Source organism: Mycobacterium sp. 852002-51057_SCH5723018 (assembly GCF_001667035.1).
In the GTDB taxonomy this organism is placed as follows: domain Bacteria; phylum Actinomycetota; class Actinomycetes; order Mycobacteriales; family Mycobacteriaceae; genus Mycobacterium.
In genome coordinates this window covers 175314-192938 of record NZ_LZIR01000004.1, presented here as the reverse complement: position 1 = coordinate 192938, position 17625 = coordinate 175314, and the positions used below count along the sequence as shown (strand labels likewise).

Annotated in this window: 14 protein-coding genes; 8 read left to right on the top strand and 6 right to left on the bottom strand. The window is 66.8% G+C overall.

Features of this window, described 5'->3' with window-relative positions:
* The first annotated feature begins 1 nt into the window (after position 1).
* The 4 genes from A5764_RS01535 (at position 2) to A5764_RS01520 (ending at position 5152) form a co-directional block, all read left to right on the top strand.
* Positions 2 to 304, top strand: a complete 303-nt coding sequence (locus A5764_RS01535; protein WP_066937000.1) for a DUF1416 domain-containing protein — start codon at positions 2 to 4, stop codon at positions 302 to 304.
* A 155-nt stretch (positions 305 to 459) separates the two neighbouring features.
* Entirely contained in the window at positions 460 to 1125 is a 666-nt protein-coding gene (locus A5764_RS01530) for an FABP family protein (RefSeq protein WP_067107420.1), read from the top strand.
* Between the two features lie 92 nt (positions 1126 to 1217).
* Complete coding sequence (locus A5764_RS01525) at positions 1218 to 3551, top strand: RyR domain-containing protein (RefSeq protein ID WP_067107417.1); 2334 nt, start codon at positions 1218 to 1220, stop codon at positions 3549 to 3551.
* A 107-nt stretch (positions 3552 to 3658) separates the two neighbouring features.
* Positions 3659 to 5152: a sensor domain-containing protein gene (locus A5764_RS01520; protein ID WP_067107415.1), complete on the top strand. Its 1494-nt coding sequence runs from the start codon at positions 3659 to 3661 to the stop codon at positions 5150 to 5152.
* 239 nt (positions 5153 to 5391) lie between these two features.
* Here the strand turns inward: A5764_RS01520 and A5764_RS01515 are convergent, their stop codons facing one another.
* Entirely contained in the window at positions 5392 to 6261 is an 870-nt protein-coding gene (locus A5764_RS01515; RefSeq protein ID WP_156664449.1) for an aminodeoxychorismate lyase, read from the bottom strand.
* Positions 6262 to 6372: 111 nt separating this feature from the next.
* Here A5764_RS01515 and A5764_RS01510 point away from each other — a divergent pair, with 111 nt between their 5' ends.
* Positions 6373 to 7467, top strand: coding sequence for a folate-binding protein YgfZ (locus tag A5764_RS01510; protein ID WP_067107411.1), 1095 nt, complete (start codon positions 6373 to 6375; stop codon positions 7465 to 7467).
* Positions 7468 to 7614: 147 nt separating this feature from the next.
* On the top strand, positions 7615 to 7800 hold the full coding sequence (locus tag A5764_RS01505) for a DUF3073 domain-containing protein (RefSeq protein WP_067107409.1): 186 nt from the start codon (positions 7615 to 7617) through the stop codon (positions 7798 to 7800).
* A gap of 64 nt (positions 7801 to 7864) precedes the next feature.
* Here the strand turns inward: A5764_RS01505 and purM are convergent, their stop codons facing one another.
* From purM to A5764_RS01485, 4 genes are all read right to left on the bottom strand, one after another.
* Complete coding sequence (gene purM / locus A5764_RS01500; RefSeq protein ID WP_067107407.1) at positions 7865 to 8959, bottom strand: phosphoribosylformylglycinamidine cyclo-ligase; 1095 nt, start codon at positions 8957 to 8959, stop codon at positions 7865 to 7867.
* Positions 8960 to 9030: 71 nt separating this feature from the next.
* Positions 9031 to 10566: an amidophosphoribosyltransferase gene (gene purF, locus A5764_RS01495; RefSeq protein ID WP_067107405.1), complete on the bottom strand. Its 1536-nt coding sequence runs from the start codon at positions 10564 to 10566 to the stop codon at positions 9031 to 9033.
* A 132-nt stretch (positions 10567 to 10698) separates the two neighbouring features.
* Positions 10699 to 11094: a sterol carrier family protein gene (locus A5764_RS01490; RefSeq protein WP_067107396.1), complete on the bottom strand. Its 396-nt coding sequence runs from the start codon at positions 11092 to 11094 to the stop codon at positions 10699 to 10701.
* A 942-nt stretch (positions 11095 to 12036) separates the two neighbouring features.
* On the bottom strand, positions 12037 to 13284 hold the full coding sequence (locus A5764_RS01485) for a molybdopterin-dependent oxidoreductase (protein ID WP_067107394.1): 1248 nt from the start codon (positions 13282 to 13284) through the stop codon (positions 12037 to 12039).
* A gap of 732 nt (positions 13285 to 14016) precedes the next feature.
* Between A5764_RS01485 and A5764_RS01480 the strand changes: the two genes are divergently transcribed.
* Complete coding sequence (locus A5764_RS01480; RefSeq protein ID WP_067107392.1) at positions 14017 to 15564, top strand: molybdopterin-dependent oxidoreductase; 1548 nt, start codon at positions 14017 to 14019, stop codon at positions 15562 to 15564.
* A gap of 15 nt (positions 15565 to 15579) precedes the next feature.
* Here A5764_RS01480 and A5764_RS01475 read toward each other — a convergent pair whose 3' ends face one another.
* Positions 15580 to 15780, bottom strand: coding sequence for a hypothetical protein (locus tag A5764_RS01475; protein ID WP_067107389.1), 201 nt, complete (start codon positions 15778 to 15780; stop codon positions 15580 to 15582).
* A 262-nt stretch (positions 15781 to 16042) separates the two neighbouring features.
* Here A5764_RS01475 and A5764_RS01470 point away from each other — a divergent pair, with 262 nt between their 5' ends.
* Positions 16043 to 17542: a M28 family metallopeptidase gene (locus A5764_RS01470; RefSeq protein ID WP_067107386.1), complete on the top strand. Its 1500-nt coding sequence runs from the start codon at positions 16043 to 16045 to the stop codon at positions 17540 to 17542.
* Positions 17543 to 17625: the final 83 nt, after the last annotated feature.

Genomic DNA, 17625 nt, shown 5'->3' with positions numbered 1-17625 from the left:
TATGTGCTCTGGACCGAAGCAAGGACTGACGTTGCCCGCCAGCGTCGATCTGGAGAAGGAAACGGTGATCACCGGCCGCGTCGTGGACCGCGACGGGCAGGCGGTGGGTGGCGCGTTCGTCCGTCTGCTGGACTCGTCGGACGAGTTCACGGCCGAGGTCGTCGCGTCGGCCACCGGTGACTTCCGGTTCTTCGCGGCGCCGGGCTCCTGGACACTGCGCGCCCTGTCCCCGGTCGGCAACGGCGACGCCGTGGTGACGCCGTCCGGCGCGGGCATCCACGAGGTCGACGTCAAGATCGCCTGACATCCCAACCGCCGACCGGGATGTCACCGGGGCGCCGCGGGAAGAATAGACTCTTTTCCCGTGGTGCTCTTCTTCGAGATCATGCTGGTCATAGCGGTCGTAGTCATCTCATGGTTCGCGCTGTACACGCTCTACCGGCTCATCACTGACGAGTCGTGACGGACCAGGACCCCGACGCACCGGTGGGTCCGGCGGGCGCCGGCGACCGAGCGGTGGCTGCCGCCGCCGAACGCGCCAAGCTCACGGCCTCCCGCAATATCCCCGCCTTCGACGACCTGCCGCTTCCCGCTGACACCGCGAACCTGCGCGAAGGCGCCAACCTCAACGATGCGTTGCTGGCGCTGCTGCCGCTGGTCGGCGTGTGGCGCGGGGAAGGCGAGGGGCGCGGGCCGGAGGGGGACTACCGGTTCGGCCAGCAGATCGTGGTCTCGCACGACGGTGGCGACTACCTGAATTGGGAAGCCCGGTCCTGGCGGCTCGATAAGACCGGCGCGTACCAGGAGCCCGGTCTGCGCGAGACGGGCTTTTGGCGGTTCGTCCCCGATCCGTACGACCCGAGCGAATCCCAGACCATCGAGTTGTTGTTGGCTCATTCGGCCGGCTATGTCGAATTGTTCTACGGACGCCCGCGCACCCAGTCGTCGTGGGAGTTGGTAACCGACGCGCTGGCCCGCAGCCGATCGGGCCTGCTGGTCGGCGGCGCCAAGCGGCTCTACGGCATCGTCGAGGGCGGCGACCTGGCCTACGTCGAGGAACGGGTGGACGCCGACGGTGGCCTGGTTCCGCATCTGTCGGCGCGCCTGTCGCGGTTCGCCGGATAGTCGCCTCCACGCCCGTCTGCCGAGATAACCTCGGTCGCTAGCAATCACCGACGAGGTCGCCGTGCGACGGCTCGGGTGAAGGAGGGCGGCCAATGCGCACACCCCGGCAAGTAGCGCGCTGGGTCGTGTCGGCGATTGGCCTGCTGCTGGTCGGCTATCTCGCCGTGTTGGCGCTGGTGCCCTCGATCATCGATGCGCTGCCGCCGTGGCTCGGGTGGTTCGGCCGCCCCGGATCGATGCCGACACTGGTGGTCGTCATCGCCGTGCTGGTCACCGCGTGTGTTCTGATCTTCCGCTCCGGCGGCAGCCATCGCTTGGTCGGCGTTTCGTTCACCGTGATCGCCGCGCTCGTCAGCATGAGCGCGGTGCTGGGCCTCAGCTCGTACTGGGGATGCCACGACGCCAACCACCCGGCGTTCTTCACGCCGCTGATGGCAACGGCGCAGCTGGTCAAGGGCAGCACCAGCGACTTTTCGGTGGGCGGACGCACGTGCCCGAACCCCACCCCGGTCGGGCTCGAACTGGCCCGGATAGTGGCGCTGGCGGCGATCTTCACCGGCCTGGGCGGCGTCGTGGTCGGGCTCTTCCGGTCCCAGGTGGATCGGCTGCGCGCCAACCTCGCCGACCACGTCACCGCCATCGTCGGCATCGACGACGACAGCCAGTCGATGATCAGCGCGGTCGCTCGGACGCTGGACCGGCGCAGCACGCTGGTCGTGATCACCGGCGCCGGTGACGACCGCGTCCAGCGTGCCCGCAGGCAGGGCGCCCGGGTGGTGCTGGTGGACTTCAACAGCCCCGCCACCCTTGTGTCGCTGCGGCTGTGGCGGCATCTTGGCCGGCTCTACCTGATGGCCCGCGACCCGGCTGTCAACCTGTTGTGGCTGGACCTGATCAGCCGTCGACTCGCCGAGCTGGACCACAAGCAGCGGTTGCCCCTGATCGTGCGCATCGATGACCCCTGGTTGGCGAAGGCGTGGCGCGCCCAGCAATTCGGCGGATCGGACACGCGCTGGGCCGCCGATGTCGTCGGCAAGTACGAGGTGACCGCCGGTAGGCTACTCGACGGCATCATCGCGACGGGCCGAACGAACCACGTATTCGTCTGCGGCACTTCGCAATTGACACTTGCGTTGTGCGCGGACCTGACCCGCCGGGCCTTGGAACGCGACTTTTACACCCCGGCGGGTGCGGCGCCGTTGCCCGGGCTCACCCTCGTCGCGCCGGACGCCGAAGAGTACGTGCGCGATCACGAGTTTTACCGCCAGCAAGCCGGATTCGTGTCGGAGGGACCCAAGATCGACGCGGTGGCCGAGGCGCCGACCGTGCCAACCATGCTCCAACTGCTGGGCGACGCCGAATCCGCAAGCAGCGCGGTCATTTTGGCGGAAACCGTTGCCGCGACGATCGGCACCAGGCTGGCCGCGCGCTTTCCGGATGTGCCGATTTACGCCTCGGACCTCAACACCAGCATCGCCGACGACGCGATCCAGGTGGTCGGCCGGCTGCAGTCCTACTCCCTGGTGTTGGACAGCCGCGAGGGCCGGATTCAGGACGCCTGGGAACGAGCGGCACGCCTGATTCACGAGCGTTATCTCGCCACGCTCGACCCCGGGGGCCCACGCTCCCCCGCCGCGATGCCGTGGGATGAGCTCAGCGAGTTCTATCGCGGTTCGAACCGGCGTCAGGTGCGCAATGCGCTATGGATGGTCGAACAGATCGCCGGACACACATGGAACACCTGGGGCAGCCCACCGGCGCAGCTATCGGGGCGGGACATGGCCAATTCGCCGCCGCTGGAACAACTTGCGCTGATGGGCTTCGACCGCCAGTCGGCGCTGAGCATGGCGAAGGCAGAACACGAGGATTGGTGCCGCTATTACCGCCGCAACGGCTGGAAGTACGGCCCCAAGCGCGACGACACCCGCAAGATCCACGACAAGCTGGTGGACTGGTCGGTGGTGGAAAGCAAGCCCGACCTGCTCAACGCGGCGCTACGCAGCCTGGCGGCCACCCTGTGGAGCCTGCGGCAGCTCGGCTATCGGTCGCGCCCGCTGTGGCAGACCTTCACCCGAGCGGGGACGGTGACCGCGGAACAGCGAAGCGCACCGTGGACCTGGCAGTCGGACTCGGGGCACACCATGCGCGCCGACGCCGGGGACTGGGCCGTGCAGGAGGACGGAAAGACTTGGTCGGTGCGCGACGACATCTTCCGGGACACCTACGAGCCGGACGGCGACGGCCGGTGGCGCAGAAAGGGAACGGTTCAGGCCCGCCCGGCGCAACCCGGCGAGACGGTCGACACCCTGGAGGGCCCCACGACGGCAGCGGATGGCGACTGGGTGGTGCGAGGATCCGGCGGCGAGCAATGGCCGGTTCCCGGTGACGAATTCGTGCGCCGCTACGCCGAAGTCCATTCCGAATAGCGGCGACGAATACTCATCCTGGCCGGGGCAACACTGATACGTTATCGGCGCAGCCGGGCGTCGGGCAGGCCCGGCGTTGGCTCCGCCTCACCCTAGGAGAGACCGCGATGGCGCTGTTCATCAGCTACTCGAGCCAGGACAGGTCAAAGGTCGACGCTCTCACCTCCGCCCTTCGGCGCGCCCAACAACAGGTGTGGTTCGATCAGGAACTGGGCGGCGGCGACTCGTGGTGGAACAAGATCCTCGAGCAGATCCGCTCCTGCGACGTGTTTATCGTCGCGCTGTCCAGCAACTGGCTTCAGTCCAAGCCCAGTCAGTCCGAGTTGCGCTACGCGCAGGCCCTCAACCGGCCGATCCTTCCGGTCCGGATCGGCGAGGTCGACAGCATGCGGGTGAATCCCCTTGCGGCGTTGCAGATCATCGACTACCGGAACCCGACGGTCGACGCCGGCATTCAGCTGGTCACCGCGGTGCACCAGCTACAGTCCAAATCCCAGCCGCTGCCCGACCCGCTCCCCGAGGAGCCGCCGGTGCCGTTCGGCTACATAACGCGGCTGGGCAACACCCTCGCCGAAAAGGAATTGAGCCCCCAGCAACAGCTTCAGTTGTTGGTCGAACTCCGGCAGGGATTCGACGAGGACGGTGACGATCCCAGCGCTCGCAGTGATATCGCCCAGCTGCTGCGCATGCTTCGCCTCCGCCACGACGTCACCTACCGCACCCGAACCGAGATCGACAACGTCCTCGCCGAGATCGAGGCGACCGAATCGGGTTCGGCGGCAGGCGCATCCGCTGCCGCGGCACAGGCACCGACGATCCCGTCGCCCCAGGCTGGCGCGGGGGTGGCCCGGCCGTCGTCGGCGGCTGTCGGCGGTGGAAGCAACAAACGGCTGCTCATCATCGGCGCCGCCGCCCTGGCGGTCATCGCGGCAATCGCGGTGGTCGTCGTGCTGGTCACCCAGGGCGGCAAAACCAAGCAGGCCGCCAATCCGGCTTCGAACCCCAATCCGACCGCCAATGCAAATTCCGTGCCCAACGCGACGAATTTGGACTCCTACCTGCTCGGTCCGCCCGACATCGGCACGGTCGTGGGCGACCCCAACATGGTCGTCTCCGATAAGACCGACGCCATGCGCAATCCCAGGTGGACGCTGTCCAACCCCGCCTGCCTGGGCGCCTACGAACCGATCACCGATGCCGCCTACCAGGGGAGCGGATACGCCACGGTGGCCGGCCAAGCCGTGCACACCGCCGGTGAAGACCCCGCCCACCGGGTCTTCGAATCGGTGGTGGCCTTCCCGTCGGCCGACAAGGCCAGCGCGTTCGTGCAGGCGTCCGCGGACAAGTGGCGGGCCTGCGCCGGGCAACCGGTCACGCTCACCGTCAACGGCAAGAACACCGGATGGAAGTTCGCGGACGCCGCCGGCAGCCCGCCGAGGATCGCGCTGGCCCGAACGCAAACAGACAGCACCCGGGCCTGCCACCATGTGCTGCACGCATCCTCGAACGTCGTCATCGACGTGCTGGTGTGCGGACCGGATGCCGAGCCCGGTCAGGCCGGGCGCATCGCCGAGCAGATCGCCGGCAAGGTAGGGCAGTAGCGATCCCTGACATGGAGCGGCCCCCGAGCGATTCTCCGATTGGACAGATCGGAACTCGGGGGCCGGGTGGCTACCGGGAATTCGCCAGCGCGCGTGTGTCGCCGGCTCTTCCGAGCCAATGCAGCTAGCGGGTAGCCACCTCACATGTCCATGAAGCTATCAATTTCGCGGACCACCTCCTTCCTTGTGTACGGCCGACCGTACCTGCCATTCCGCGAGCCGACAACAGAATTCAGCGCTCAGCGATCGCTGACGATCGCCGCGTCGACCAGTTCGGCGAATTCGGCGGCTATCGGAGAGCGCGGCAGCGGCCGGCCGTCCAGCGTGTGCACGCGGGCGGCCAGGGTCATGCTCGATATCAGCCAAACGCCTTGGGCCTCCTGCAGATCCGCGGGGCGCAGCGCGCGGTAGTCGCAGTCGTAGCCCTTGGCCCGGGCCACCTCGAAGAGCGCCTGCTGCGTGGTGCCGCGCAGGATGGGATACCAGGGCGGCGGTGTCAGCAGGCAGGGATCGCCCCCCGATCCAGGCTCGGTGGCGATCACCACCGTCGAGCGGGGGCCTTCCAAGATGTAGCCGTCGGAGCTGACGAAGATCACATCGCCGGCGCCCTGTCGGGCCGCATGGCGCAGGGCGGCCATGTTGACCGCGTACGACAGCGTCTTGGCGCCGGCCAGCAGCCACGGCATGGCATCGGCGCCCTTGGCCGGCAGTCCGCGGTCCAGGGTGATCGCGCAGAGCCCGTCGCGGCGAACCTCGGCCACCCGATCGGGCACGGGGTTGACCACCACGTAGGCGGTCGGTGCCGTCGGGCCACTCTCGCGGCCGCGGCTGTAGATCAAGCGCATCGCGCCTTCGTCGGCGCTGCCTTCGACCCACTGTCGCGTGGCCGCGTCGATCGCACGCCGCCAGCTCGCCAGCTCCGGCAAGGGCAGATCCATCAGTTTCGCCGATTGGGCCAGCCGCTGCAGATGCGACTCGACCAAGCAGGCCCGGCCGTCGCGGATCAGCAGCGTCTCGAAAACGCCGTCGCCGCGGACCGCCGCCAGATCGTCGGCGTGCAGCAGCGGCGCACCTGGCGGATGCACCTGGCCGTCGAGGGTGACGATCACACCGAGCTGGCCTGCCATGGACGATGAGCCTAGCCAATGCACTCCGTAGAGTTGACGTGTGAACCGCGCCGACGACGATGCAGAACGCAGCGATGAGGAGGAGCGGCGCAAATGAACCCAGTTGAAGCGCCCGATTCCGGACCCGACGCCGGCGCCGTATGGCATTACGGCGATCCCCTGGGCGAGCAGCGAGCGGCCGAAACCGATGCGGCGGTGGTCGACCGCTCGCATCGCGCGGTGCTCACTTTGACCGGCAAGGACCGGCAGACCTGGCTGCACAGCATCTCCACCCAAGACGTGAGCGAGCTCCCCGAGGGCGCCAGCACGCAAAACCTCAGCCTCGACGGCCAGGGCCGGGTCGAGGACCACTGGATCCAGACGGAGCTGGGCGAAGCGACCTACCTCGACACCGAACCGTGGCGGGGCGACCCGCTGCTGGCGTACCTGCGCAAGATGGTGTTCTGGTCGGAGGTCACGCCTGCCGGCGCCGACACCGCGGTGCTGTCGCTGCTCGGTCCGCGGCTGGCCGACCGGGCGGTGCTCGACGCGCTCGGCCTGGACGCGCTGCCCGGCGAGGCGAGCGCGGTTCCGGTGACCGGCGACGGATTTGTGCGGCGGATGCCCGGCGCGCCCGCCGGCGCAATCGAGCTGGATCTGCTGGTACCGCGCGACGAGGCGGCCGGCTGGCGCGGTCGGTTGGCCGGGGCCGGCGTGCGCCCGGCCGGGGTATGGACCTACGAAGCCCACCGGGTGGCGGCGCTGCGGCCCCGGCTCGGCGTCGACACCGACGAGCGCACGATCCCGCACGAGGTCGGCTGGATCGGTGGCCCCGGCGAGGGCGCCGTGCACCTGGACAAGGGCTGCTACCGCGGACAGGAGACCGTCGCGCGGGTGCACAACCTGGGCAGGCCGCCCCGGATGCTGGTGCTGTTGCACCTCGACGGCTCGGTCGAACGGCCCTCGACGGGTGATGCGGTGCTCGCCGGCGGTCGCGCCGTCGGACGCCTCGGAACCGTGGTCGACCATGTGGACCTCGGACCGGTGGCGCTGGCCTTGCTTAAGCGCGGGCTGCCGCCGGACACCGCCTTGGTGACCGGCCCAGAGGCCGCCGTCGCTGCGGTGATCGACCCCGATTCGCTGCCCAACTCGCAACACGTCGGCGCGGGCCGGCTTGCCGTTGAACGGTTGCGGGGCGGTGCGAGATAATCGGCGATGAGCTGCGCCACAGCGAGCAGGGGTCGCCGACACTTGACCGTGAGGCACGGTAAACTAATCGGCAGGACAATAACGAGACCAGAGATCGGAGCCGCCTACTCGTTAGGCCGCTCCGTTATTGCGCGAGGGGGTTCCCCCATGGGCCGCGGCCGGGCTAAGGCAAAGCAGACCAAGGTTGCACGAGAACTCAAATACAGTTCCCCGCAGACCGACTTGAAGCGGCTTCAGCAAGAACTGTCGGGAACGGGCGCCGACGAACCCAACGACCTCAACGACGGTGCCCCGGACGATTCATGGGACGATCCCGACGACTGGCGTCGCTAAAACCAATCCCCCTGTGCCGATGCGTTTCGCATCGGCACAGCGTTAGTTCCGGCTAGGTCGCCCGTCAAAACCGCGGGTGTTGCCCGACCAGTTTGGCCCGCGGGCCTTCTTTTCCGCCCTTGCAGACGGTGCCCAGCACCCAAGAATTCAGGTGTCGCGCGGTCAGTATGGCCAACGCGCGGTCGGTGTCTTCCGGTGCGACGACGGCGATCATGCCGACGCCCATGTTGAACGTCTTTTCCATCTCCTCACGCGCCACCCGCCCGCGCTGGGCGATCATGGCGAACACCGGCGCGGGCGTCCACGTGCCCCGGTCAACCTCGGCAACCAGCCCGGGCGGGATGACGCGTTGCAGGTTGCCGGCCAGCCCCCCGCCCGTGACGTGGCAGAAGGTGCGGACATGGGTTTCGGCCGTCAGCGCCAGGCAGTCCTTGGCGTAGATGCGGGTGGGTTCCAGCAGTTCCTCGCCGAGGGTGCGGCCGAACTCCTCCACATAACCGGCCAGATTCATCCGGTCGATCTCCAGCAGGACCGTGCGGGCCAGCGAGTATCCGTTGGAATGCAGGCCCGACGAGCCCATCGCGATGATGACGTCACCGGGTTTGACGCGGTCGGCACCCAGCACGTCGTCGGCCTCCACCACGCCGATACCGGTGGCCGAGATGTCGTAGTGGTCGGGTTCCATCAGGCCGGGGTGTTCGGCGGTTTCGCCGCCGAGCAGGGCGCAGCCGGCGCGCACGCATCCCTCGGCGATGCCGCTCACGATCGCGCTGAGGCGTTCCGGCACGGTCCGGCCGACGGCAATGTAGTCCTGCAGGAACAGCGGCTCGGCGCCGCACACCACCAGGTCGTCGACCACCATCGCGACCAGGTCGAGGCCCACGGTGTCGTGCTTGTCCATCGCCTGAGCGACCGCCAGCTTGGTGCCGACCCCGTCGGTGGAGGCCGCCAGCACCGGCTCGCGGTAGTCGCCACGCAACGCGAACAATCCGGCGAACCCGCCCAGGCCGCCGCGCACCTCGGGTCTGCTGGCCTTGGTCGCCAGCGGCTTGAACAAGGCGACGGCGCGCTCACCGGCCTCAATGTCCACGCCGGCCGTCGCGTAGGTGATGCCCTGGCTGCCCGGGTCGCGTCCGGGGCTTTTTCCGGGATCCGTCATCGCGATAAAGGTTACCGGGCGGCGCTCACCGTCGGTATCAAACGTCTTTGAAGTAGTGCGGGCGAATTTTGTCAGCGCGCGACGGGCACTTCATCGGGCGCCAGATCGTCGAGGCCCGCGCCGCGCGCGGCATTGGTGAGCATGTGCTCGATGACGTTCTTGCCCAGCGCGGTTTCGCCCGGCAGCTCGATCGGATATTTGCCGTCGAAGCACGCGGTGCACAGCCGCGACCCGGGCTGTTCGGAGGCTGCGATCAAACCCCGCAGCGAGACATACCCCAGCGTGTCGGCACCGATGGCGTGCCGCACCGCCTCGAGCATCTCTTCTTTGTCCTGGACGGCGTTGGCGATCAATTCCGCCGGCGAGGGGAAGTCGATGCCGTAGAAGCAGGGCCACTTCACCGGCGGTGAGGCGATGCGTACGTGCACTTCGACGGCGCCGGCCTCGCGCAGCATCCGCAACAGGGCGCGCTGGGTGTTCCCGCGCACGATCGAGTCGTCCACGACGATGAGCCGTTTACCGCGGATCACCTCGCGAAGCGGGTTGAGCTTCAGCCGGATACCGAGCTGGCGGATGGTCTGCGACGGCTGGATGAAGGTGCGCCCCACATACGCGTTCTTCATCAGGCCCTGCCCGTAGGGGATGCCGGATTCCTGCGCGTATCCCACGGCCGCGGGGGTGCCCGATTCCGGCACGCCGATCACCAGGTCGGCCTCGACGGGGCACTCGCGAGCCAGCCGCCGACCGATTTCCACCCGGGTGCCGTGCACGGACCGGCCGGCGATCGTGCTGTCCGGCCGCGCCAGGTAGACGTATTCGAAGACGCAGCCCTTGGGTTCGGGGCTGGCGAAACGCGTCGAGCGCACGCCGTCGGCGTCGATCGCCAGCAATTCGCCCGGCTCGATGTCGCGGACGAAGGAGGCGCCGACGATGTCGAGCGCGGCCGTTTCGGAGGCCACCACCCAGCCGCGGTCCAACCGCCCGAGCGATAGGGGCCGCACCCCGTGCGGATCGCGGCACGCGTACAAGGTGTTTTCGTCCATGAACGTCAGGCAGAACGCCCCCCGCACGGTCGGCAGCAGCTCCAGCGCCGCCTGCTCGAGGGTGGCATCGGCCGCGCCGTGCGCCAGCAGTGCACCCAGGATGTCGGAGTCCGTCGTCGCGGGGGCGGGGCATCGGGTGCCCATCAGCCCGGCTTCGCGGGCGCGGGCGGCGAGCTCGGCGGTGTTGACCAGATTCCCGTTGTGGCCCAAGGCAACCCCGGTGCCGGCCGCGGTGTTGCGGAACACCGGCTGGGCGTTTTCCCACGTGGTGTCGCCCGTGGTGGAGTAGCGGCAGTGCCCGATGGCGACGTGGCCGTGCATCGCGGCCAGGGTCTGCTCGTCGAACACCTGGCTGACCAGGCCTAGGTCTTTGAAGACCAGCACCTGGGAGCCGTCGGCGACGGCCATACCCGCGGCTTCCTGGCCACGATGCTGCAGCGCGTACAGGCCGTAATAGGTGAGCTTGGCGACTTCCTCGCCCGGGGCCCAGACCCCGAACACGCCGCACTCTTCACGAGGAGAGTTCAGGTCCTCCTCGGGTGCTTCTGGTCCAGCGACGGTCACGGTTCGGCGGCTCCCTGGCGAACGATTGGTGACGTAACGGAGTCTACGGGCACCGCGGCGCCGGCGCCGAATCCGGCGGGCGTGTTGGGCGCTGAAAAATGGGTCACTCAACCCTAAAGCTGCACTTCAGAGTTATATTCCGCGCAGATCGAACAGGGGCAACCAGTGGCTTATTTCACCCGCCCGGGAGCCCGACAGCGTCAGCGCACCGGTGGTCTCGGCCTCGTCGGGGCGCAGCAGTCCGGTGGCGAGCAGCAGCCACGTCCGCGCGTCGGTCTCGACCACATTGGGCGGTGTGCCGCGGGTGTGCCTGGGCCCGGCGATGCACTGCACCGCGGCGAACGGGGGGATGCGGACCTCGACGCTGGCGCCGGGCGCCGCCGCGGCCAAGGTGCGCGCGGTGAGCCGAACCGCCGCCGCCAAAGCACCTCGGTCGGGCGCCGGACAAGATTCGTCGCGCAGCCAGTCGGCGACGGCTAACACCGCCTGCCGCGTCTTCGCCGGATCGGCGCTTTGCCGGGAGGCCATACCTGAGGGTCTCAGAATGGTGCGACGTCGCTTGGAGGTGCGGCCACCGTTTGATCGGAGCCGCCGGCGCTGCGGTAGTGGTAATACAAACCCTCGTGAAAGGCATCGTCGGATCGATCGCCTGGCTGGTCGGACGCAGGAGTCTGCGCCGTGCATGAGCGGCGCCCTCCCGCCTGGTAACAACGGAAACGTCAGCGGTTAAACAGTTGCGTACGATCCACTCGACCACCTATGTGCTCGCCGTCGCACCCCTGAATATGAAAGTGATTGCAGCGGGCACACTGTTCATCTGATGCAATATGCGGTATTTACCACAGACACAATATCCGTATGCGCCATGAAAGCTATTGCGGCGCTTACTGATAGACGCGGGCGCAGCCGCGTCGCCGGTTCAGCCAATCGACTGCGCTACGGCGCATCTGAACCGTCGCCAGGGATAAGCCGGCGGCAATCGGCCACGAAGCGGGTGCCGAATGAGCGCTGTGTCGCAATATTGCGACGGGTTCTAGTGAGACGAACTTTCGAGACGCAACGACCTGGCAGATCCAATACGCTGGGTGCCGGTCTGAGACGTCTCGAATGTGGTCTATCTACGTCAAATCCCTTTTCGGCCAGACGCATTGCCACTTCGTGTCCAAATCCGGTACCCGACCCGGTGATGAGAACCTTCTTCACCGCGTTGCCCTTTGCCTGTGCGTCGCACAGCCGATTCCGCGAACATACCGTAGTTTGCTGAAAAGTTTTGCCGCCGAAAAGGTTTTCCCTGTGCGCGGGTAAGGCCGTGTTAGCCGAAGATGCCCGTCTTGCGTAAGTAGGTGGCGCGGTCACTCGTGGGCACGCAAGTTGCTGACGGCAGCGACGGGAACAGACAACGTCCTCGGACTCATCGACCTTGAAGCCGAAGCACAGCCGCCCCGGACTTGCCCCGCGGACTACCAGTACTTAGAGCGACGGGAATTGGACCGGGCACTCGATGCGGTTGCCTACCTTCAGAGTGTCCTTGGGATACACGTTGACATCGACGTATTGCGCCTTGGTTATATCCATTGCGTAGTAGTCGTGCACCGAGTCGTCGTCCTTCGACATGTTGCCCCGCTCGTCCTTGGCGCGGCACCGTAGCGTGTACTGACCGGGAGTGACGTTCTCCCAGGTGAACGACCAGCCGACCCAGGCCCACTTGCCGATCGGGTTATCGAGCTTCGCGTACGACCAGGTGTTTCCCCCGTCGAGGCTGACCTCCACGTCGGTGATGCGAAGTCCACCGGCCCAGGCGCGGCCACGCAGCTCGACGGCATCGGTCTCCTCCAGGTGGCGGAGCCGACATAGGAAGTCGGGGATGCCGGGAGGGATCATCATCGCACGCGTCTGCTGGAAGGTGGCGGGTTGGCGGTTGGGGTCATTGTCGTTTTGCGCGTAGCTGTACCACTTCATCTGGCGCTCGGTGAGCCGCCAGTCGATCGCCTCGATCGAGCCGATCCATTTGACGTTGGTCATCCCCAGCCAGCCTGGGACCAGTAGACGCAGCGGGAAGCCGTGCTGCGGCGGCAACGGCAGGCCGTTGATTTCGTAGCACAGCAAGACGTCGTTGGCGGGGTTCATCACGTAGTCGACGGTCAGGCTGCGCTGGAAGTACTGGACTTCGGCCCCATCCGGGGGGCCCTGGATCCCTTTGTCTCGGCCGGTGAAGAGGATCTCCACCGCGTCATCTAGAAGGCCGGCCTCCTCGAGTACCCCGCGCAGCGGCGTACCCGTCCACTCGGCGGTCCCGATCGCGTCGTGGTTCCAAGGTACGTGTGCCCACAGGCGCCACCGCTGGCTCGCTCGGCCGTTGCCGCAGCATTCCATCGTGGCCGGGAGGGTGACCTTTGGTCGGCTGCGGAAGTAGTCCATGTCGAGGGCCAGTTTGTTCTTCACGAGGCCGTCGACCTTGACGCGATACGTCTTCTCGTCGATCTCCGGGATGTCGTAGTGGATCAGCAGATAGTGCATCCCGATCGGAGTGATCGGATAGGTGAGGCCCTCGAGGTGCATGCCGTGGCAGCGGCTCTTGCCGGCGACCTCCATCACCGTGAAATTGTCGAGACGGTCGGTATGCGCGAAGTCCTGGTAAGGCGGCACGTCGGCGTGAATGTCCACATCCAGGGTGAAGCGCTTGCCGTTCGCGGTCGGGTAACCTGTTTGCTCGGTCATGGTGCCTCCCAGTGCTGGTCGAAATCGGCTGTGGCCCTGCCTGATCGGCACGAGTTGGCACCGCGACTGTCATCGCCAGGCCACCAGAGAACGGGCTCGGTTCCACTATCCACTAAATAACTGCGCAATCGACCAGACAAATCTACAAAATCGGCGGGTTTTCCGCGCGTCGGCGCAGTACATCGCCGTCCCGGCGGTGTAGCGGCGGGGCGATCCGTGCGGCGAGTCCGGCATTGCCTTTGGCCGGAGTCGCTGGGTTTGTCGTTTCCTATAGCCTCACAGTCTCGATTCCGGCCTACATCGAGATCGCCCGCCTCTTCGCTTGACTGGGCCTTTGGCAGCGCAATCGCCGCACGTGCACGTTGCGACCAATAACGGGGTACAGCATTCGGTTTCTCGCGGCGCGCTGGTCGTCACCAAGGGTGCGGTGACGTTGCCGATAACCTGTCGAAGCTGGAATGCGCTCTTTAGTGTTGTTGGTCTTGATACGAACTTTCGAGACTCTCGTAAGTCGTCTGTTGTTTCGAGACAAGATGGGCATGCCTCCCCGACCATCGCCGTCACGGCATCGCCGACGAGGGGGCGCCGTCGGCCGGCTTAGTTGCCAGTTCAGCAGCAGGCGAGAACCGCAGGACCGTGCCGCGGGCCGATGGCAGCATGCCAGCGCCACCGGTTCGCCTGCGCGGCAAGGCGTTTGCAGTCGTTGAGGGAAACGCGAGTACAGTAGCTCCGATGGCTTTCGTCCCTTCCAATGAGCGGATGATCGCCGGGGTCGCCGCCGCGTGCGTCTCGCTCGGGGTGGCCCAGCTGGTGGGCATCCCGTTCGGTGCGCGGGCCGATGCGCGTACCGCGATCGGCTCGGCGGTCGTCGACCTGACACCGGGGCCCATCAAAGAGTGGGCGATTCAGACCCTGGGCTCTCTGGACAAACTGTTCGTGGCCGTCGTCGTGCTCGTGGTGATCGCTACGATCGCTGCGATCGCCGGGACCCTCGAGACGCAGCGCCGCCCGCTCGGCAGCGCCGCGATCGCCGCGGCGGGCGTTCTGGGATGCATCGCAGTGCTGTCGCGGCCGGGTGCGACGGCACTCGACACGATCCCCACCGTCGCGGGCGCCGCCTGCGGCGTGGCGGCCCTGCGCTTGCTCACCCGCCGGTTCTGGGCCGACCTGGGAGACTCAGAAGACAGAGCCGTCCACGGCGACCCGGATGCCGGCAGGCGCAGGTTGGTCGTGTTCGGATTGATCGGATTCGGAGTAGTGAGTGGCGTCGCGGGTGCGGTCATCACGCGGTTGGTGCATTCGGTGTCCGCTGACCGCAACAGCTTCGCACTTGCCCGGCCGCGCACATCGGCGCCACCAATACCTGCTGATGTGCAACCGAAAGGGGTTGCGCTTCCGAGCTTTGTCACGTCCAGCGCCGATTTTTACCGGGTGGACACCGCACTCATTGTTCCCCAACTCAGCCACGCCGACTGGCGCCTGCGCGTCCACGGCATGGTGGACCACGAAGCCACGTACGACTTCGACGACCTCGCCCACTTCGACGTCGTCGAAACGGTGACGACGCTGACCTGCGTGTCGAATCCCGTTGGAGGCAACCTCATTTCGACGGGCATCTGGACAGGCTACCGAGTCGCTGATCTGCTGGCGGCAGCCGGTGTGCACGCGGACGCCGACATGGTGCTCTCGACGTCGATCGATGGGTTCACCGCCGGCACGCCACTAGAGGCGCTTACCGATGGCCGCGCCGCGCTCCTGGCGGTCGGCCTCAACGGTCAGCCGCTACCGATCGAGCATGGCTACCCGGCGCGGCTGGTGGTACCGGGGCTCTACGGGTACGTGTCGGCCACCAAGTGGGTCGTCGAGCTGGAGCTGACCCGCTTCGACAGAGCAGAGGCGTACTGGACGCGGCAGGGCTGGGCACCGCGTGCACCCATCAAGACCGAGTCGCGGATCGACGTGCCGAAAGGTGGTCAGAAGGTGCCGATGGGGCCCGTGGTGTTTGGCGGCGTCGCGTGGGCACAGAATCGTGGCGTGCGGGCCGTGGAGGTCCGCATCGACGACGGCGGATGGCAGCCCGCGCAACAGGGCGCGGGCTATTCCAACGACACGTGGCGATTGTGGCGCTTCCCCTGGCAGGCGAAAAGCCCTGGGAAACACACCATCACCGTGCGCGCCACCGACAACACCGGAGCCGTCCAAACTTCAGATCAGGCCAGTACCGTCCCAGACGGCGCCACCGGGTGGCACACGGTGGACTTCACCGTGGCGGAGACATGAAGCACTATTTCAGTGCTATTTGGAAGAGAGTTTCCGCCAACTGAATACCGCAACCGCGATGCCGATCAGCACCGTGATCGGACCGATGATGGACCAGGTCGTAGTGTTGCTCATCGGGCTGCCACCAAGCACTCCGAATCCCTGGAGCGCCCAGATCAGACCGAACAGCGCGATGATCAACCCGACCGCGAACGTGACGACGAAAGCCCTTCTCATACAGGGATGCTAGCCCGGAAAAGGGGATGTCGCGCCTTGACCCGGCAGACCGCGCAGGCAATGCCTGATTCCAAGGAATGCGACTTTTGGACTCTCGAAACCCGTCTATGTCGAGACGGCGTTCGGTTCTATTCGGCCCTTGAAATCCTGATCCGACACATCGCCGCAGACGGCAGCGGCCAGACGCTGGCGGTGCGGACAGGCCCATTCCCTGCGCGGCGATCTTTGTTTCCGTGATGGCGCTAACGTCAAGCTGGTGGTGATGAGATCCCGGCGACTGTCGGCACTGGCGGCGGTCGCGGTGAGCGTGGCCGCGCTGTGCGGGTGCGGTGGAGCGGGCGACGCCGCGCACACCGCCGCGAGCCCCACGGAGGCTCCCGCCGCCTTCGCGGCGACGATCCGCCATCGGGTGACCGCCGACGCGATGATGTCCCACCTGACCAAGCTCCAACAGATCGCCGACGCCAATGGCGGTAATCGAGCGGTGGGGACACCCGGATACGACGCCAGCGTGGACTACGTTGCCGATGCTTTGCGCTCCAAAGGTTTTGACGTTCGAATTCCCGAATTCGAGCTGCGGTTGCCGTTCGCCGATCCACCCGAGCTCACGGTGGGCGGGACGAGGGTAGAAGCGAAACCACTGGAATACACGGTCGGGACCCGGCCGCCGGGTGTGACTGGCCCACTGGTTCCGGCCCGAGTCGACGATAGCCCCGGCTGCACCGCGGCCGACTACGACGGCCTGACTGTCGCCGGCGCGGTGGTGCTGGTCGACCGCGGCAAGTGCCCGTTCGCCGATAAGCAGCTCGCCGCTGCCGCGCGTGGTGCGGTGGCACTTATCGTCGCCGACAACGTCGACGGCGACCAGTCGGGTGCCACACTGGGCGAACAAACCCACGTCACCATCCCGGTAGTCAGCGTCAGCAAGACTGACGGGGCCCGACTGCGCAGCCATCCAGGCACCACCACGATCACGCTGAATGCCGGCGTGCGCGTCGAAAAGAGTCGAAACGTGCTCGCACAGACCAAGACCGGCTCCGCCCAGGATGTGGTGATGGTGGGCGCCCACTTGGACAGCGTGCCCGCCGGGCCAGGGATCGACGACAACGGTTCCGGTGTCGCAGCGGTACTCGAGACCGCGCTACAGATGGGCGGTTCGCCGCCCGTGCACAACGGCGTTAGGTTCGCATTCTGGGGTGCCGAAGAAATCGGCCTGGTGGGCTCCGCGAACTATTTGCAGTCACTCGATGTCGATGCGCTCAAGGACATTGCGCTCTACCTCAACTTCGACATGCTGGCCTCGCCGAATCCCGCCTACTTCACCTACGACGGTGATCAATCCGCGCCCCGCGACCCGCAGCAGGCCCCGCCACGGGTGCCCGAGGGCTCGGCCGGTATCGAGCGCACGCTCGTCGCCTACCTGAAGAGCGCCGGCAAAACCGCCCAGGACGTTTCCTTGGAGGGGCGCTCAGACCACGACGGATTCACTCGCGCGGGCATCCCATCGGGGGGCATCTTCTCCGGCGCCGAAAGCGAGATGACGGCTGAGCAAGCCAGGTTGTGGGGCGGAACAGCCAATCAGCCGTATGACCCGAACTATCACCAGAAAACCGACACCATCGACCACATCAACCGCTCGGCGCTGGACATTAACGGCGGCGGCGCAGCGTACACGGTCGCCCTGTATGCGCAGGATCTCGGCGGCCGCAACGGTGTGCCGGTCCGCGACGACCGCACCCGGCACGTCGTGACCAAACCATGAAGCAGTCAGCCGTGAGGTCTCACAATCGCGGATGGCGAACCCGCCGCGAACGGCTTGGGCATCACGCCCAATCGCAAGGATGT

Coding starts and splice junctions, on each gene's coding strand:
- A5764_RS01490 (WP_067107396.1), bottom strand. CDS start 11,094: ATGGCCTCCCGGCAAAGCGCCGATCCGGCGAAGACGCGGCAGGCGGTG.
- A5764_RS01535 (WP_066937000.1), top strand. CDS start 2: ATGTGCTCTGGACCGAAGCAAGGACTGACGTTGCCCGCCAGCGTCGAT.
- A5764_RS01475 (WP_067107389.1), bottom strand. CDS start 15,780: ATGAGAAGGGCTTTCGTCGTCACGTTCGCGGTCGGGTTGATCATCGCG.
- A5764_RS01525 (WP_067107417.1), top strand. CDS start 1,218: ATGCGCACACCCCGGCAAGTAGCGCGCTGGGTCGTGTCGGCGATTGGC.
- A5764_RS01510 (WP_067107411.1), top strand. CDS start 6,373: ATGAACCCAGTTGAAGCGCCCGATTCCGGACCCGACGCCGGCGCCGTA.
- purM (WP_067107407.1), bottom strand. CDS start 8,959: ATGACGGATCCCGGAAAAAGCCCCGGACGCGACCCGGGCAGCCAGGGC.
- A5764_RS01505 (WP_067107409.1), top strand. CDS start 7,615: ATGGGCCGCGGCCGGGCTAAGGCAAAGCAGACCAAGGTTGCACGAGAA.
- A5764_RS01480 (WP_067107392.1), top strand. CDS start 14,017: ATGGCTTTCGTCCCTTCCAATGAGCGGATGATCGCCGGGGTCGCCGCC.
- A5764_RS01470 (WP_067107386.1), top strand. CDS start 16,043: ATGAGATCCCGGCGACTGTCGGCACTGGCGGCGGTCGCGGTGAGCGTG.
- A5764_RS01520 (WP_067107415.1), top strand. CDS start 3,659: ATGGCGCTGTTCATCAGCTACTCGAGCCAGGACAGGTCAAAGGTCGAC.
- A5764_RS01485 (WP_067107394.1), bottom strand. CDS start 13,284: ATGACCGAGCAAACAGGTTACCCGACCGCGAACGGCAAGCGCTTCACC.